Origin of the sequence: Pseudoruegeria sp. SHC-113, from assembly GCF_025376885.1 — a bacterium.
Classification (GTDB): Bacteria; Pseudomonadota; Alphaproteobacteria; order Rhodobacterales; family Rhodobacteraceae; genus Pseudoruegeria.
In genome coordinates this window covers 2,972,099-2,987,478 of the sequence record NZ_JAHUBR010000001.1, presented here as the reverse complement: position 1 = coordinate 2,987,478, position 15,380 = coordinate 2,972,099, and the positions used below count along the sequence as shown (strand labels likewise).

At 67.4% G+C, this 15,380-nt stretch carries 12 protein-coding genes; 4 read left to right on the top strand and 8 right to left on the bottom strand.

Annotated features, from left to right (window positions below):
- Positions 1-13: 13 nt before the first annotated feature.
- On the bottom strand, positions 14-2,401 hold the full coding sequence (locus KVX96_RS14625) for a beta-mannosidase (protein WP_261195292.1): 2,388 nt from the start codon (positions 2,399-2,401) through the stop codon (positions 14-16).
- A 132-nt stretch (positions 2,402-2,533) separates the two neighbouring features.
- On the opposite strand from KVX96_RS14625, the gene KVX96_RS14620 reads away from it, so the two are divergent.
- Both KVX96_RS14620 and KVX96_RS14615 read left to right on the top strand, forming a co-directional pair.
- On the top strand, positions 2,534-3,538 hold the full coding sequence (locus tag KVX96_RS14620; RefSeq protein WP_261195291.1) for a LacI family DNA-binding transcriptional regulator: 1,005 nt from the start codon (positions 2,534-2,536) through the stop codon (positions 3,536-3,538).
- A gap of 154 nt (positions 3,539-3,692) precedes the next feature.
- Positions 3,693-3,938: a hypothetical protein gene (locus tag KVX96_RS14615; protein WP_261195290.1), complete on the top strand. Its 246-nt coding sequence runs from the start codon at positions 3,693-3,695 to the stop codon at positions 3,936-3,938.
- Positions 3,939-4,223: 285 nt separating this feature from the next.
- Here KVX96_RS14615 and KVX96_RS14610 read toward each other — a convergent pair whose 3' ends face one another.
- On the bottom strand, positions 4,224-4,574 hold the full coding sequence (locus KVX96_RS14610; protein WP_261195289.1) for a carboxymuconolactone decarboxylase family protein: 351 nt from the start codon (positions 4,572-4,574) through the stop codon (positions 4,224-4,226).
- A gap of 155 nt (positions 4,575-4,729) precedes the next feature.
- On the opposite strand from KVX96_RS14610, the gene KVX96_RS14605 reads away from it, so the two are divergent.
- Positions 4,730-5,914 (top strand): M24 family metallopeptidase, encoded by a 1,185-nt coding sequence (locus KVX96_RS14605; protein WP_261195288.1) that lies wholly within the window; start codon positions 4,730-4,732, stop codon positions 5,912-5,914.
- 37 nt (positions 5,915-5,951) lie between these two features.
- Here KVX96_RS14605 and KVX96_RS14600 read toward each other — a convergent pair whose 3' ends face one another.
- Together KVX96_RS14600 and KVX96_RS14595 are read right to left on the bottom strand one after the other, a co-directional pair.
- Positions 5,952-8,330, bottom strand: a complete 2,379-nt coding sequence (locus KVX96_RS14600) for a YbcC family protein (protein WP_409977111.1) — start codon at positions 8,328-8,330, stop codon at positions 5,952-5,954.
- 22 nt (positions 8,331-8,352) lie between these two features.
- Positions 8,353-9,915, bottom strand: coding sequence for a proton-conducting transporter membrane subunit (locus KVX96_RS14595; RefSeq protein WP_261195286.1), 1,563 nt, complete (start codon positions 9,913-9,915; stop codon positions 8,353-8,355).
- 105 nt (positions 9,916-10,020) lie between these two features.
- Between KVX96_RS14595 and KVX96_RS14590 the strand changes: the two genes are divergently transcribed.
- Complete coding sequence (locus KVX96_RS14590) at positions 10,021-10,926, top strand: LysR family transcriptional regulator (RefSeq protein WP_261195285.1); 906 nt, start codon at positions 10,021-10,023, stop codon at positions 10,924-10,926.
- On the opposite strand, the gene KVX96_RS14585 is transcribed toward KVX96_RS14590, so the two are convergent.
- From KVX96_RS14585 to uxaC, 4 genes are read right to left on the bottom strand one after another with little or no spacing between them, the layout of a single operon-like run.
- Positions 10,905-12,353, bottom strand: a complete 1,449-nt coding sequence (locus KVX96_RS14585) for a mannitol dehydrogenase family protein (RefSeq protein ID WP_261195284.1) — start codon at positions 12,351-12,353, stop codon at positions 10,905-10,907. The genes KVX96_RS14590 and KVX96_RS14585 overlap by 22 nt on opposite strands.
- Complete coding sequence (kduD, locus tag KVX96_RS14580) at positions 12,343-13,089, bottom strand: 2-dehydro-3-deoxy-D-gluconate 5-dehydrogenase KduD (protein ID WP_261195283.1); 747 nt, start codon at positions 13,087-13,089, stop codon at positions 12,343-12,345. The genes KVX96_RS14585 and kduD overlap by 11 nt, the downstream gene beginning before the upstream one ends.
- Positions 13,086-13,910 (bottom strand): 5-dehydro-4-deoxy-D-glucuronate isomerase, encoded by an 825-nt coding sequence (gene kduI / locus KVX96_RS14575; protein WP_261195282.1) that lies wholly within the window; start codon positions 13,908-13,910, stop codon positions 13,086-13,088. Before kduI ends, kduD begins: the two co-directional genes overlap by 4 nt.
- Before the next feature lie 27 nt (positions 13,911-13,937).
- Positions 13,938-15,344 (bottom strand): glucuronate isomerase, encoded by a 1,407-nt coding sequence (uxaC, locus tag KVX96_RS14570; RefSeq protein ID WP_261195281.1) that lies wholly within the window; start codon positions 15,342-15,344, stop codon positions 13,938-13,940.
- Positions 15,345-15,380: the final 36 nt, after the last annotated feature.

Sequence of the window (15,380 nt, the reverse complement as noted above, 5' to 3'; positions counted from 1 at the left end):
GGCGCCTGCGCGCTCAGCCGTAGGTGGCGGAGTGCAGATCGCGAACCAAGAATGTCGGCGCGCTTGCGCCAGCTTCCGCAGGCACGAAGCGCAGGCTGCGCGGTGCGCCCGGCATCAGCAGGATGGCGTTGTCGGAGAACCGTCCCGGCTGGTCCGCCTCCAGCGCAACGAAGAAGGCCGGGGCGGAAGCTGTGAGCGTGATCTCATAGGCCCCGCTGTCTTCCACAACCTCCTGCGTGATGGCCGGGGCCTGCAGATCATAGGCCTTGTAGGGCTTGGGCGCGAACCAGTCGCTGCCCGAGGTGCCCTCCGGCCCGTTCCAGCGCAGCAGCAGCATCTCATCAGCCTCGATGTCGCGCACCGTGGCCCAGTTTTGCGCCTGCCCGGGCACAAGCGCGCGTTTGACGCTTGTCAGGTGGCGCTCCTTGCCGTCCGGCGTGAAGGCAGAGACCTCCAGCGTGATCTCGGCCGCCTCGGGCAGATCGCTGACCACGCGGATCTCATAGCCCGCCTCAAGCGGCACCACGGTGGCCACGACGGACGCAAAGAAGCGGCGCGCGGCGTGGTGCAGCAGCTTCCAGCCGCCGCCGTGATCAAGCGACGCCCAGGAGCAGACGGGCCATGTATCGTTCAGCTGCCAGATCAGCGCGCCCATGCAGTGGGGTTGCAGGCTGCGCCAGTAGCTCACCGCCGTCTGGATCGCCATCGCCTGCTGCACCTGGCTCATGTAGACAAAGTTCTCGAAATCCACCGGGAAGCGGAAATAGCGGAACATCGTCTCCGCGATGCGCGCGTTGCCGCCGTCGTTCTTCTGGTGGCTCTCCATCACCGGGGCGGCGATGTTGAAATCCGAAGGGTCGGCAAAGCGGCGGACGACATCCATCGACGGGTAGGATTGGAAGCCGAATTCCGAGCAGAATCTGGGGTTTACATCCCGATAGTGTTCAAAGCTGCGCCCCTCGTGCCAGACGGACCAGAAGTGCATGTCGCCCGAGCTGTCATCATGCCAGGCATCCCCGAAGGAGAGCGGGCCGGGCGAGGGGGAGGAGGGCCACCAGTTCAGGGCAGGATCGACGGATTTCAGCGCCCGTTCGATGGTGTGGTTGAGGCGGTCATAGGCCACCAGGTAGCGGTCGCGGTCCTTGATGCTTTCCTCATACCAGGTGAGCGCGCCGATCAGCTCGTTGTCGCCGCACCAGAGCGCGAGGCTTGCGCGGTGCTGCAGGCGGCGGGCGTTGTCGGCCACCTCCTCCGCGACCTCGGCGAGGAAGGCCTCATCGGCCGGATAGAGCGAGCAGGAGAACATGGCGTCCTGCCAGATCATCAGGCCCATCTCGTCGCAGAGATCGTAGAAGGCCTCGCTCTCGTACCAGCCGCCGCCCCAGACGCGGAGCATGTTCATATTGGCGTCCACGGCCGATTGCAGCAGGCCGCGCAGCTCTTCGGGCTTGGCGTTGCCCGGCAGCGCATCCTGCGGGATCCAGTTCGCGCCCTTGGCGAACACATCGCGCCCGTTGACGCGGAAACCGAAGCTGCGGCCGACCTCGTCAGGCTCGCTCACCAGCTCAATCTCACGCAAGCCGATACGGAGGGAGGTTTGCGCCGTGCCGATGGTGATCTCCAGATCATGCAGCGGCTGTGCGCCCTGGCCTGCGGGCCACCAGAGGGCGGGATTGGCGATCTCGAAGGTGAAGCACACTTGATCGCCCTCCACCACGCCGGTCGCCGCCTGCCCACAGAGCGTGGCCTGCGCGGGGCCGCCTGCGCCTTCGATGAGCGCGCTCACCTCCACCTGCGCGTGGCCGGGGCTGTGGGTCTGATGCACCAGCACATCGGCAATGCGGGTCTCGGCCTCGGGTTCAAGATGCAGATCGCCGTAGAGGCCAGAGGGCATGAGTGCGGCGTTCCAATCCCAGCCGAAATCGCACTGCGGCTTGCGCAGCATGTTGCCGTTGGGCACGGGGTAATTCTGGGTGTAGGGCACGAAATAGGGCTGGGCCGCCTGCCGCTCGTTTGCCGCGCGGGTGGGGGAGTGGAAGGTGATCGCGATCTCGTTTTCGCCTTCGGTCAGGACCTCGGCGAGCGGCACGCGGTAGCGGCGGAAGGCGTTGGAGGCCTCCAGAACGGGGGTGCCGTTCACCCGCACCGTGGCCATGGTATCGAGCTGCGAAAGCACCAGAACCTGACGCGGGTCAGAGACGGTGAACCGCCGGGTGGCCGTCCAGTCCCGCCCGGCAATCCAGCGCGCCTTGTATTCGTTCTGGCCGAAATAGGGATCTTCGATGAGCCCCTGCGCCGCCATGGCGCTGGTGATGTCGCCGGGCAGATCCATGGTGAACTGCGTCTTGCCAGTGCAATCGGCCACGGCCCATTGGCCTGTGAGCGGGGTTGTCTGTGTCATCGGGTGTGCCTCCCATCAGCGCGCCATCGGGCGGAAAAGACTCGGTTCAAAGGTTTCTAAAACGATTTAGGAATATTGCAAGAGGTTCCTGAAACGTTTTAGATAAGGTTCCTCGCTACGATTGGCCGCCAGATGAAGCCCAAGCCCACCCTCAAGACGATTGCGCAACTCAGCGGCTTTGCCGTGCCCACGGTGAGCCGCGCGCTGAGTGATGCGCCCGACATTGCGCAGGCCACGCGCGACAGGGTGCAGGCCATCGCGCGGGAGATTGGCTATTCCCCCAATCGCGGCGGGCTGCGGCTGCGCACGGGCAAGACCTTCACCATCGCGCTGGTCTTGGGGATCGAGGATCGGGTGTCTGACCACGCGGGACGGCTGATCGCCTCTGTCGCCAATACGTTGCGCGCGACGCCCTACAATCTGATCGTCACCACCTTCTCCCAAAGCGCCGGCGATCCTCTGGGCGCGGTGAAACAGGTGGTGGAAAACGGGCTGGCCGATGCCATTCTGATCGAACAGATCGAGCCGCGCGACGCCCGTGTGCGCTACATGCTGGACGCGGGCTTTCCCTTTGCCACGATGGGCCGTTGCGACTGGCCCGAGCCCATGGCCTCCTACGATTTCGACAACCGCGCCTTTGGCGAGATCGCCGCGCGCGGGCTTCTGGCGCGGGGGCGTCGGCGGCTGCTGTGCCTCGCGCCACCCGCCGCTCAGAGCTATGCCCGCCATTTGCGGGAGGGCATCGAAGCGGTGTTGGCGCCGGGAGGCGCGCGGTTTGGGATGCTGGAGGGCATTCTCGGCAACCCCGATCGCGCCGCCTGCGAAGCGCTGATCGCCGGGAAGCTTGCGGGGCCGGAGCGCCCCGACGGTCTGATCTGCTGCTCCACGACGGACGCGCTGGCCGCGCTGAAGGCCATGCGCGCGTGTGGGCTGGTGCTGGGGCGCGACGTGGATCTCTACACCAAGGAAACCATCCCGCTGGTGCGCGATTTCGCGCCCGAGGCGATGAGCCTCACCGAAGACGTCGAGGCCGCCGGGCGCTTCCTTGCGCAAGCGGCGATTGCGGTGATCGAACAGCCCGACGCCACGCCGCCCCACCACCTTGCGGTGCCCGAGGCTGACGCCGAATCGCTCTGAAAAATCGCCTTGAATCAGTGCAGTACATAGAGAGCGGCGCTGCGAGAAAATATTTTCAGGGTGGCCCTTGCGGGGGCTTGAAACGGCGCGGGCGGATGATGATCTCGCGTTCAGTGGCGGGCAGTCCGCCACCCATCTCAACAGGAGAATACACATGCGTCGTGCAGCAGTTGGTGCCATGCTGGTCGCTCTGTTCGCGGCCCCGGCTTTCGCAATCACCCTGTCGGATATCGACACGGACGGCGACAGCCTGGTTTCGTATGCCGAGATCACCGTCAACTACCCCGACCTGACGGAAGAGGTCTTCACCGAGATCGACGCCAGCGGCGACGGTTTTGCCGATGAGGCAGAGCTTACCGCCGCCGTCGAGGCCGGTCTGATCGAGGATATGGCAGACTAAGAGCGCAAGGGACGCCGCGATCAGGAGAGGGAGCAGATCATGGCGGAACCAAAGCGACAGGCAAAACCGGACACCTTCCTGGCCTGGGGTTTCGCGGCTGCGACCGCCCTGATCGGCGGTGCGGCCATCGGCGCGGGGATGGATTGGCACTCTGCCATCCCCCCGCTTCCCGAAGCGCCCCCGGCCCCCACGCCCCTTGCGGGCGGGGAAGGGATCCCGTCAGATCGTCTCTGACACAGCCCCCGGCGGACGCGTGCCCGCCGGGGGTTTTGTTTGCAAAGCGGTTTAGGAAGGCCCGCCGAATTGCTCCCAGGCGTCCAGCGCCTGCGCGGCATACATCAGCGAGGGCCCGCCGCCCATGTAGATCGTTACCGCGAGCATCTCCTCGAACTCCTGCCGCGTGGTGCCGAGCCGGATCAGCGCCTTGGTGTGAAAGCCGATGCAGCCATCGCAGCGCAGGGCAATGGCGATGCCCATGGCGATCAGCTCCTTGGTCTTCTCGTCCAACACGCTTTCGCCGCAGGCGTCCTTGGACATCTGCGAAAAGCCGGTCATGGTGCCGGGGATGTCCTTGCGCAAAGTGCCGATCTGCTTGCTGATGGCGGCTGTGAGGTCGGGGTAGGATGGGGTGCCCATGGGTGCTCCTGTGTCTGGCTTTGTCCTCAGAAAGACGCAGGAGCGGGGCGGGCGGTATGATCCCTGTCAAACCGGGCGCGGGAACCTTGCGTCACGTCGTGTGAAACCTGCTAGGCTCCCGCCATTCGCGTCTCACCCCAAGGAAGGATCCGCCCATGGCCCCAGAGTCGCTTCCCTTCTCTGCACAGGAATACGCCCGCCGTCTTGCGCTCGTGCGTACCGCGATGGAGCAAGCCGGGCTGTCGGCACTGCTGGTCACCGATCCCTCCAACATGGCCTGGCTGACGGGCTATGACGGCTGGTCCTTTTATGTGCATCAGGGGGTGATCGTGACGCAAAGCGGTGCGCCGCAGTGGTGGGGGCGCAGGATGGACAGCTTCGGCGCGCTGCGCACTTGTTACATGGGGGCTGGTCATATCCACGGCTACGGCGATCACTTCGTGCAATCCACCGAGCGCCACGCGATGGAGGATTTGGCGCGGCTTTTGATCGATCTGGGGCAGGGGCGTGGGCGCATCGGGGTGGAGATGGAGAATTACTACTACTCCGCCAAGGCCCACGCGGTGCTGGGCCAGGCGCTGCCGGAAGCGCAGCTTGTGGATGCCACGGCGCTGGTGAACTGGCAGCGGCTGGTGAAATCCGGCGAGGAGATCGCCTTCATCCGCAAGGCCGCACGCATTTCCGACGCCATCGTCACCACCGCGATCGAGCACGCCGCACCGGGGCTGCGCAAGAACGAACTGGTGGCCGAGATCAGCCGCGCGGCCCTTTTGGGCGTCGGGGAGGATTGGGGCGATTACCCCGCCATCGTGCCGCTCACGCCCTCAGGGCTGGACGCCACTGCGGCGCATCTGACGTGGAACGGTGATCAGATGCGCGCGGGCGAGGCGACTTTTTTCGAACTGTCGGGCTGCTACCGCCGTTACCACGCGCCGCTGTGCCGGACGGTCTTCCTTGGCACGCCGCCGCCCGAAATGCTGGCCGCGGAAGCTGCGCAGCTGGAGGGAATCGCGGCCGGTTTGGAGGCGGCACGGGCGGGCAACCGGGCCTGTGACATCGCCAATGCCTTCACCGATGTGCTCAAGCGCCACAGCATCCACCGCGAAGGGCGCGCGGGCTATCCGGTGGGGCTGAGCTATCCGCCAGACTGGGGCGAGCGCACGGTTTCGATCCGGGCGGAGGATACAACCGAGCTGAAACCGGGGATGGTCTTCCACTTCATGCCCGCGCTCTGGATGGAAAGCTGGGGGCTGGAGACGACCGAAACCATCCTCATCACTGAAACTGGCGCGGCAGAGCCCCTGTGCTCGGTGCCGCGCAAGCTCTTCGTAAAGCCGTGAGCGGGCACGCCGTGGTGCCCGCCCGCGTTGTTTAAGTTCAGGCGGCGAGGCCAGACACATGCTCGTCGCGCCAGCCACGCCCCGGCTGGTAGCGCGCCGCCACCGTGCCCTCTTTGAGCGCAAAAAGGTGCAGCCAGCCGTTGTCAAACAGCTGCGCCACTTCGGGGTGGCTGGCCAGTACGGCGCTGATCGCCTCCTGCGGGGCCTCGATGAAGACCGAGAGCCGCAGCGGATCATGGGCCAGCGCCGCGCCGTCATGCACCGCCTGGAAGGGTAGCCCTGCGCGCAGCCGTCCGCCGTTGCCCTCCTGTACGCCGATGCCGCCGACAACGTTGTGGATCAGCTTGTTGCCGCCGCCAAAGGCCTCCGGTGCCACGGCGGAGCCGTAGTATTGCAGGCTGATCCAACTCGCCACGACGACGGGCGCCGTCAGGATCAGCTCCAGCGTGCCGAAGCCCGCGTCAGACTCCCAATCGTAATTGTGCAGGAAGGCCCGCCCGCCCAGATCGGCCCCCGCCGTGGTGCTGCGGGGCGCGGCGATGAAGGCGGCGCAGCCCGCAAGGCCCCACTCCGGGCGCACCTCGGCCCAGTTGCGCGCGCGCTGGGCAAGGCTGTCCGGGGTCGCGCCGTTCAGCCTTTGCGCCCGTTCGGCCCGCGCCAACGCGCCGGCAGCGTCGAGCCAGCCGCGCAGATGGGCCAGATCGGCCCCGTGGCCGCTGGAGAGCCCGTCGGTGTAGAGCGTGATCTGGTCCGTCGTCGTGTCGTGCAGCCCCGCCACGAAGCGCGTGTCCTGCGGCAGGGTGATGCCGTGGGCAGGCAGCGCCTCGCGCGTGGCGGGATCGTTGAGCAGGATCGCCAGCAGCCGGGCCGAAACCTCGCCGGTGTGCCCGCCGCAGGCCCCGCAATGATAGGCGCTGGCGTGGGGGTTGTTCGTCACCTGCGCGCCATGACCGAGCAGCAGCACGATGCGGGCGAAATTGCCCGTCAGGCTCATGGCTTTCAGCACCTTGGCGGCCAGCGCGGCTTTTTCATCGAGGCTGAGCGCATCGGTGAGCTGCGGCGGCGGGCTGCTGGCGGCGTTTTCGGTTTTCACGCCGAAGGAATCCTTCACGAGCTTCGCGCCGTAGAGCGGCCCTGCGCTTTCCACGAAGGCAAAGGAAGAGACAGCCGCCTGCCGGAACCGCCCCCAGGCGCGGGTGGCGCGGGCCGCGATCCGGCTGGCCTGCTCGCGCTCCTCGATGGCGTGGCTGCAGGAATGCAGCGCCGGGGCAAGCAGAACCGGCAGGTGGTTTTCCACCACATCAGAGCCCGCAGGCTGGTGCGACAGCGGCAGGCCGAAGAATCCCGCAAAACCAATGGTTTCAATGCCGGGTGCCTGCGCTTCCAGCGCGCGGCGGAAAACCTCGGAGCGCACGTCGATACAGAAAGCCGCCTGCAGCGCAGGCCGCGCGGTGGCGGGGCTGGGGGCCGCGAAGGCACCGGCCAGCTTGCGCTGATGCGCCCGTTCGCTTGCGTCCTGAAGGATCGCGTCCACCACCTGCGCGGGGGTCGGCCCCACGGGGGCCTCATGGGCGGCCACGGTCTCGGCCCAGCGGGGGGCGATTTCGGGCACATGGGCCAGAAGTGCCTCTTCCCAGATCAGCCGCAGCGCCAGCAGATCGCCCAGCGTGGCGTCGTTGCCACCGGCCTGTTCGGCCTGCCACAGCAGCCAGCGCGCGTGTTGGGCCCAGCCGCCAAGCTCGGTGAGCAGCCGGTGGAAGGCGGTTTCCGAGGCCGCTTCCGACAGGCCGAGCCGCTCGCAGGCGCGCAGCACGGCGCGTTCCGGCGTGTCGGGCGCGGCGGAGACATGGGCGCAGAACCCGGTGAGCCCGGCGATTTCGGGCGTCAGGTCGCGGCTGGCCCAGGCCTGCCAGGCGGCGAACGCGCCGCGATCATGGTCGGGCATCCAGAGCGCCTGCCCCTGATCGAAATGCCCAGCCGCCCAGAGCCCGATCGTGCGTTCGATCACGGCAGGCCAATCGGTGCCGGTGGACTCGGCGGCCAGTTCGGCGACGGTGGGCAGGGCTTTCGGTTCCGGCGCGGGCGCATGGGCCTTGGCCTTCAGCATGGCAAGATCCATCGGCTTAAACGGAGACGGATGCGCGATCAACGCGGCGGCGAGGTCATCGTCGGTGATCGTGCCATCCGCGATGCGCGCGAGCGCCGCAGCCCGGGGCCGCGTGACGGTGATCCCCGCCACGCGGGCCAGCCGCGCGGCTGTGGTGGCAAGGTCTTCGCCGGTCTGGCCGAGGAAGGGGTTCACCGCAACGGTGGCCGCGAGCGGGAAGGCGGGCGGGATCGCGCGTCCGGCAGCACCTGCAGCCTGCAAAAGGCCGGTGACTCGGGCCGGGGCGATGGTGGTGTGGTTCATGAACATCTTGGTTGCCCTTTCGTTGCGGTTACTGGAGGCGTGCGGATTTGAAGCCGCCGATCAGGCGGTCGAGCAGCGCGTTGAGGTAGAGCCCATTGGCAAGGTGCACCCGCATCCCGTTGCTCGCCGGGTGGTGCGACCAATGGGGAAACAGTGCCTGCGCGAAGGCGACGAAGCCGAAGGAGACGACGGTGAGCACGATCAGCGCCCATTCCAGCGCGCCGGGGGTGGGGGCGGCCGGAAGATACGGGCCCCAGATCGCGGCGGCGATCAGTTGGAAGCCGAAATAGGCGGTGGCGGCCGCGAAGGAAGCCAGCGCCGTGCGGCGGGTCAGGGCGGCGGGGGCGGCATCGGCAAGCCCCTGCGCCACGAGGTAGGCCACCCCGAAGATCAGCATGGTGCCAAGCGCCAGCGCCTGCGCGCTTTTCGCGCCGGTCACAAGGCCGAAGCCCGTGGCCATCGTGGCGTAGATCGCCAGCGCGATGGCGAAGGATTTCAGCACCGCGCTCAGGCCCGGCACGGCGACGGGGCCGGGGCGGCGCAGCGCGGCCACGGCCTGCACGGCTCCACCGGAGGACAGGAAGGCATGGGCCTTGTAGAGCGAATGGGCCACGATGTGCAGCAGCGCCAGCGCCCAGAGCCCAAGGCCGCATTGCAGCAGCATGAAGCCCATCTGCGCCACGGTGGACCACGCCAGCGCCGTTTTCACGGCACTCTGCGTCAGCATCACCACTGCGCCGAACAGCGCCGTCAGCCCGCCGAGCATCACCAGCGCCGCCATGCCGCCGGGGCTGGCCTGCACCAGTTCCGCCAGACGGATCAGCATGACGCCGCCCGCGTTGATGATCCCGGCATGGAGCAGCGCCGATACCGGGGTCGGGGCCTCCATCACTTCCGTGAGCCATCCATGCACCGGGAAGGCGGCGGTTTTCAGCAGCGCGGCCAGCACGATCAGCGCCACGGCGAGCTGCGCGCCCGCGTTCAGGCCACCTGCCGCTGCTGTAGCCAGCCCGTCAAAGGAGGATGCGCCAAGGCTCAGCCCAAGCAGCAGTGTCGCGGCCACCAGAGCGGCGTCGCCTGCGTGCCAGACAGCGGAGAATTTCGCCGCGGCGCGCTGTGCGGCGGCGCGCTCGGGGTAGAACAGCAGCAACTGGCGGATGCCCGCGCCGACCAGCAGGAAGCCCGCGATCAGCACCGGAAGGCTTGCAGAGAGCACCAGAAGCAGCACAGCGGCCAGCGTGGCAAGCATCAGGCTGTGAAACCGCCCTTCGCGGGCTTCGCCGTCCAGATAGCTGCGGGCATAGCGCATCACGATCCAGCCGATGAAGGCCACCAGCAGCGCCATCGTGGCGCTGATCGCGTCCGAGGCGAAGGCGATGGCGATGGGATCTCCCACCAGCGAAAGCTGCGCCGGGCCGACGAACAGCAGCTGCGCCATCGCCGCAACCGAAAGCAGGAGGGCGGCGAGGCTCGCGGCTTCCGGCAGCCAGCGCACCGTGGCCGGGCGGCGGCCCGGTGTCAGCGCCATCACGAGGGCGGCGAGGATCAGAAAAAGCGGTGCGAGGAGCGCTGTGGCGATGGTCGGGAACATGGGTGTCTCCGGTGGGGAAATGGAACTCCGAGGAGAACTAGCGGCTAGCAATGGTTTTAAAAATTACATATGTTGGGTCAAAACGTTCTGTATTTTGGAATTGATGTGGCGCTGAATCTCCACCACCTCCGCCTGTTTCGCGCCGTGGCGCAGGATGGCACGCTGACGGGCGCGGCACGGATGCTGAACCTGTCGCAATCCGCTTTATCCACTCAGATCAAGGCCTTGGAGGCGTCATTGGGCCATGATCTTTTCACCCGGCAAGGGCGGGGGCTGGTGCTGACGGAGGCCGGGCGGATCGCGTTGGACCATGCGGAGGCGATTTTCCGCACTGCAGAAGATTTGAGCGCCACCCTGAAAGGCGCAGGCGCGGAGCGTCGTGTGCTGCGCGTCGGCGCATTGGCCACGCTGTCGCGCAACTTCCAATTCGGATTCGTCGCCCCGGTGATCGGGCGCGACGACGTGGAAGTGGTGCTGCGCTCCGGCCCTCTGCCAGAGCTCCTGCGCGGGCTGGAAAGCCTCGCGCTGGATGTTGTGCTGAGCAATCTCGTGCCCGCGCGGGATGCGGCGAGCCCTTACCTTGTCCATCGGCTCGCGCAGCAACCGGTGAGCCTGATCGGCCCGCCCGGCCTTGCGGGCCGCGGGCTGGCGGAGCTGCTGGCGCAGGAGGCGCTGATCCTGCCCACGCCGGAGGCCGCGCTGCGCGCCTCCATCGATGCGCTGCTCGGGCGGATGGGGATCGTGCCGCGCATCGCAGCCGAGGCCGACGACATGGCGATGCTGCGCCTTCTGGTGCGCGCCGGGGCGGGGCTCGCGGTGTTGCCGCCGGTTGTTGTGCAGGACGAGCTGGCCTCGGGCCGCCTGTTGGAGTTGGCGCAGCTTGAGGGGGTGACGGAAGGCTTCTACGCGATCACCCGCCAGCGGCGGTTTCCCAATCCGCTGGTGGGTGAGGTGCTGGACGCCTTCCCGAAGGCAGCCAGCGGCGCGGATTACGCCGCGCCGGAGAGGTAGCCCTCTATCGCGGCCCGCGCGCCTTCCGTGGCGAGGCGGCTGTAGGCCTCGGTCACGGCGGCGCGGAACGCGGCATCCGTGGCCAGGGCCTCGGGGAAGACTTCGCCGAAGGCGAGCAGGACGGCCACTTTGCCCGCCGCATCGCCCGCGCCGTCGCTCTCCGCTTTCAGACGCGCAGCCAGCGGATCGCGCACGTCGATGGGCTGGCCCGCTTCGTCCACGCCGCCCACGTAGCGCATCCAGGCGGCCACAGCGAGGCAGAGCCCTTGCGGCAGCACGCCCTTGGCGCGCTGGTCCGCGATGGTGCCCAGCAGGCGCTGGGGCAGCTTCTGGCTGCCGTCCATGGCGATCTGCCAGAGCCTGTGGCGGATGGCGCGATCCCGGTAGCGGTCCAGCAGCGCGGCGGTATAGGCGGGCAGATCCTCGCCCTCGGGCTGGGGCACGGTGGGCAGGATCTCCACGGCCCAGAGCCGTTCCAGCAGGGCGGCGAAGAGCGGATCATGCGCGGCGTCGGAGATGGTTTCGAGCCCAGCCAGATAGCCCAGATAGGCCAGCGTGGAATGGGTGCCGTTCAGGCAGCGCAGCTTCATGGTTTCATGGGCGTCCACATTCTGCACGAACTGCACGCCGGCGGCCTCCCACGCGGGGCGGCCCTGCGCGAAGCGATCCTCGATCACCCATTGGCGGAAGGATTCATGCACCACGCAGGCCGGATCAAGGTAGCCCTCGGCCGCTGCCAGCGCGTCCACATCGGCTTGCGTCGTGGCCGGGGTGATGCGGTCCACCATCGTGGCGGGGAAGGGCACTTCGGCTTCGATCCAGGCGGCAAGGCCAGCATCGCGAGCGCGGGCGAAATCCAGCGTCACACCCTTGGCGAGGTGGCCGTTGGAGGGGAGGTTGTCGCACGAGAGCACGGTGAACGGGGCCACGCCCGCGGCGCGGCGGCGGGCAAGGGCCTCCACGATGAAGCCGATGGCGCTGCGCGGCGCGGCGGAGTTGGCCAGATCATGGGCGATGTCGACATCCTCCAGCCGAAGCGCGCCGGTGGCCGGGTTGTGGCTATAGCCCTTCTCGGTGATGGTGAGCGAAACGATCTTCACCGCCGGATCGGCCAGTGCGGCGAGCACGGCTTCGGGATCCTCAGGGGCCACGAGCACCTCGACGATGGCCCCGATCACCTGCGCGCGGTTGCCGCTCTCGGACAGCGTCACAGAGGTGTAGGCCCCGCTTTGCGGTGCCATCTGATCGCGCGCGCCTGCGCTGCGCAGCGACACCGCCGTGATGCCCCAATCGCCACCTTCCGCCGCCATCGCCTCTTCAGTGAAGACAGCGTTGAAGGCGCGGAAGAAGGCACCGGGGCCGAGGTGGACGATGCTGCGCCGGGGGGCAGACCCGGCGCGGCTCAGACGTGGCGCGTCAGCGGGCAAGCCAGCCTCCGTCCACGTTCAGCACGGTGCCCGTCACGTAGTTCGCAGCCGGGGTGCAGAGGAAGGTCACGGCGCCCGCGATGTCGGCCGGATCGCCCCAGCGGCCTGCCGGGATGCGTTCAAGGATCGCCGTATTGCGCACGGGATCTTCGCGCAGGGCCTGCGTGTTGTTGGTGGCGATGTAGCCCGGCGCCACGGCGTTCACGTTGATGCCCTTCGTGGCCCATTCATTGGCGAGGATCTTCGTCAGCCCGGCCACGCCGTGTTTGGAGGCGGTATAGGCGGGCACGCGAATGCCGCCCTGAAAGCTCAAGAGCGAGGCGATGTTGACGATCCGCCCGCCGCGCCCGGCGGCGATGGCGGCTTTGCCGAAGGCCTGACACATCAGGAACACGGCCTTCATGTTCACGTCGATCACGTCGTCCCAATCGGCCTCGGTGTAATCGGTGCTGTCGGCGCGGCGGATGATGCCCGCGTTGTTGACGAGAATGTCCAGATCGCCCGCTTCCGAAAGCTTGGCGGCCCCGGCGGCCGGGTCGGCCAGATCGAGCGTCATGGCCTCGCCCGACCAGCCCTTGGCAGCAAAGGCCTCAACGGTTTCGGCGCAGGAGGAGCGCCCGGCGGCGATCACATGCGCGCCCGCCTCGGCGAGGCCAAGCGCGATGGCCTGCCCGATCCCGGTGTTTGCGCCGGTTACCAGCGCGCGTTTGCCTGTCAGGCTGAATGTGCCGCTCATCGCAGATCCTCCATAGCGATCATGTCCATATCGGTGAAATCGACGTTATCCCCCGCCATCGCCCAGCAAAAGGCGTAAGCGGATGTGCCCGCGCCGCAATGGATCGACCACGGCGGCGAGATGATCGCCTCCTCGTTGGCGATCACCATGTGGCGGGTTTCCTGCGGCTGGCCCATGAAGTGGAAAACGCGCTGGGCCTCGGGAATGTCGAAATAGAGATAAGCCTCCATCCGGCGATCATGCACATGGGCGGGCATGGTGTTCCAGACGGAGCCCGCTTTGAACCGCGTGATCCCCATGACAAGCTGGCAGCTGTCGCAGACGTCAGGGTGCAGGTACTGGAAAATGGTGCGCTCATTGGCCGTTTCCGGCGCGCCCAGCTCCACGCGGCGGGCCTCGGCGTGGCGGATCAGGCGGGTGGGGTGGCTCTGGTGCGCCGGGGCGGAAAGGATATAGAACCGGCCGGTTTCGAACGTGATCGGGCCTGCGCCCATGCCGATATAGAGGATCTCTTCCCGTGCCATCTCGTGGCGGCTGCCACCAACGGAGACGGTGCCCGCGTCGGCAAGGCACAGGATGCCCATCTCCCGGCGGTCCAGAAAGCCCGGCGTGCCGGTTTCGGCCATGTGATCCAGCACCAGCGGCGCGGCGTCCACCACGGCGGAGCCGAGGATCAGGCGATCGTAATGGGTGTAGACCAGCCGGATCTCACCGGGCGCAAACAGATCGCCCACGTGGAAATGGCGGCGCAGGGCCTCGGTGTCGAAGCCCTTGGCGGCCTCCGGGTCAATGGCATAGCGGTTTTGCGACGTGAGGGTCATGGGCGTCCTGTTTGTAGTCGGGAAATGTCAGAGGCGGTAGGCGGCCTTGGCCAGCCCGTAGGCCAGATCCTGCGCCACCTCGAAGGCCTCGGCCTCGCGCAGGCGGCCCGTGGCCACGAGCGAAGAGAGATAGGCGCAATCCGAACGGCGCGAGACATCGTGCCGGGCGGGGATGGAGCAGAAGGCGCGGGTGTCGTCGTTGAAGCCTGCGGTGTTGTAGAAGCCGCAGGTTTCGGTGGTGGCTTCGCGGAACCGGCGGATGCCCTCGAAGCTGTCGAAGAACCACCACGGCGGGCCAAGGCGCAAGGAAGGGTAGGCGCCGGCCAGCGGGGCCAACTCGCGGCCGTAGGTGGTTTCGTCCAAGGTGAAAAGCAGGATGGTGAGGACGGGCTCCATGCCGACTGCGTCGAGCATCGGCTTCAGCGCGCCCACGAAATCGGTGCGGCCCGGAATGTCGAACCCCTTGTCGCGGCCGAATTCGGCGAAGACACGAACGGAATGGTTGCGGCGCGATCCGGCGTGGATCTGCATCACCATGCCGTCCTCAAGGCTCATACGCGCCATTTCGGTGAGCATCTGGCCCCGGAAAGCATCGGCCTCCTCAGCGGTGAACGCGCCTGAAAGCACTTTGGCGAAAAGCGCCGCCGCCGCCGCGTCACCCAGATCCTCGGTGCGGGCGGAGGGGTGGCCGTGGTCGGTGGCTGTCGCCCCATGGGCGCGGAAGAAGGCGCGGCGGGCGCGGTGGGCGGCGAGGTAGCCCTGCCAGCTGGCGGTATCTTCGCCGGTGAGCGCGCCAAGCGCTTCCACATTGGCTGTGAAGCCTTCGAACTCCGGGTCCACCACGGCATCGGGGCGGTAGGTGGTGATCACGCGGCCCTGCCAGCCGCTCTCGCGGATCGCCTTGTGGTGGGCCAGATCGTCCAGCGCGCCTTCGGTGGTGGCCAGCGCCTCGATGTTGAACCGCTCAAACAGCGCGCGCGGGCGGAAGGCCTCCTGCGCGAGGCAGGCTTCGATGTGATCATAGGTGGCGGCGGCGGTTTCGGGGCGCAGGATCTCGTCGATGCCGAAGACATGCTCGAAGGAATGATCGAGCCACATGGCCGAGGGCGTGCCGCGGAACAGGTGGTAGTTGGCCGCAAACCGCGCCCAGATCTTGCGCGGATCGCTCTCGACCGCGCCGCCATCCACGCGTGGCACGCCTAGATCGGAGAGCGAAACGCCCTGGCTCACCAGCATCCGGAAGACGTAGTGATCAGGCACCACGAAGAGCTCTGCCGGGTTCGGGAAGCGCGCATTCTGCGCAAACCAGCTTGGGTCGCAATGGCCGTGCGGGCTGATGATCGGCAAGCCAGCGACGCTTTCATAAAGCGCGCGCGCAAGGGCGCGCTGGCCGGGCTCTGCGGGGAACAACCTGTCGGGATCGGTGAGGGGCATGTGGGGGCCTTCTGCGCGTCGCGTTGAAAAACTGAT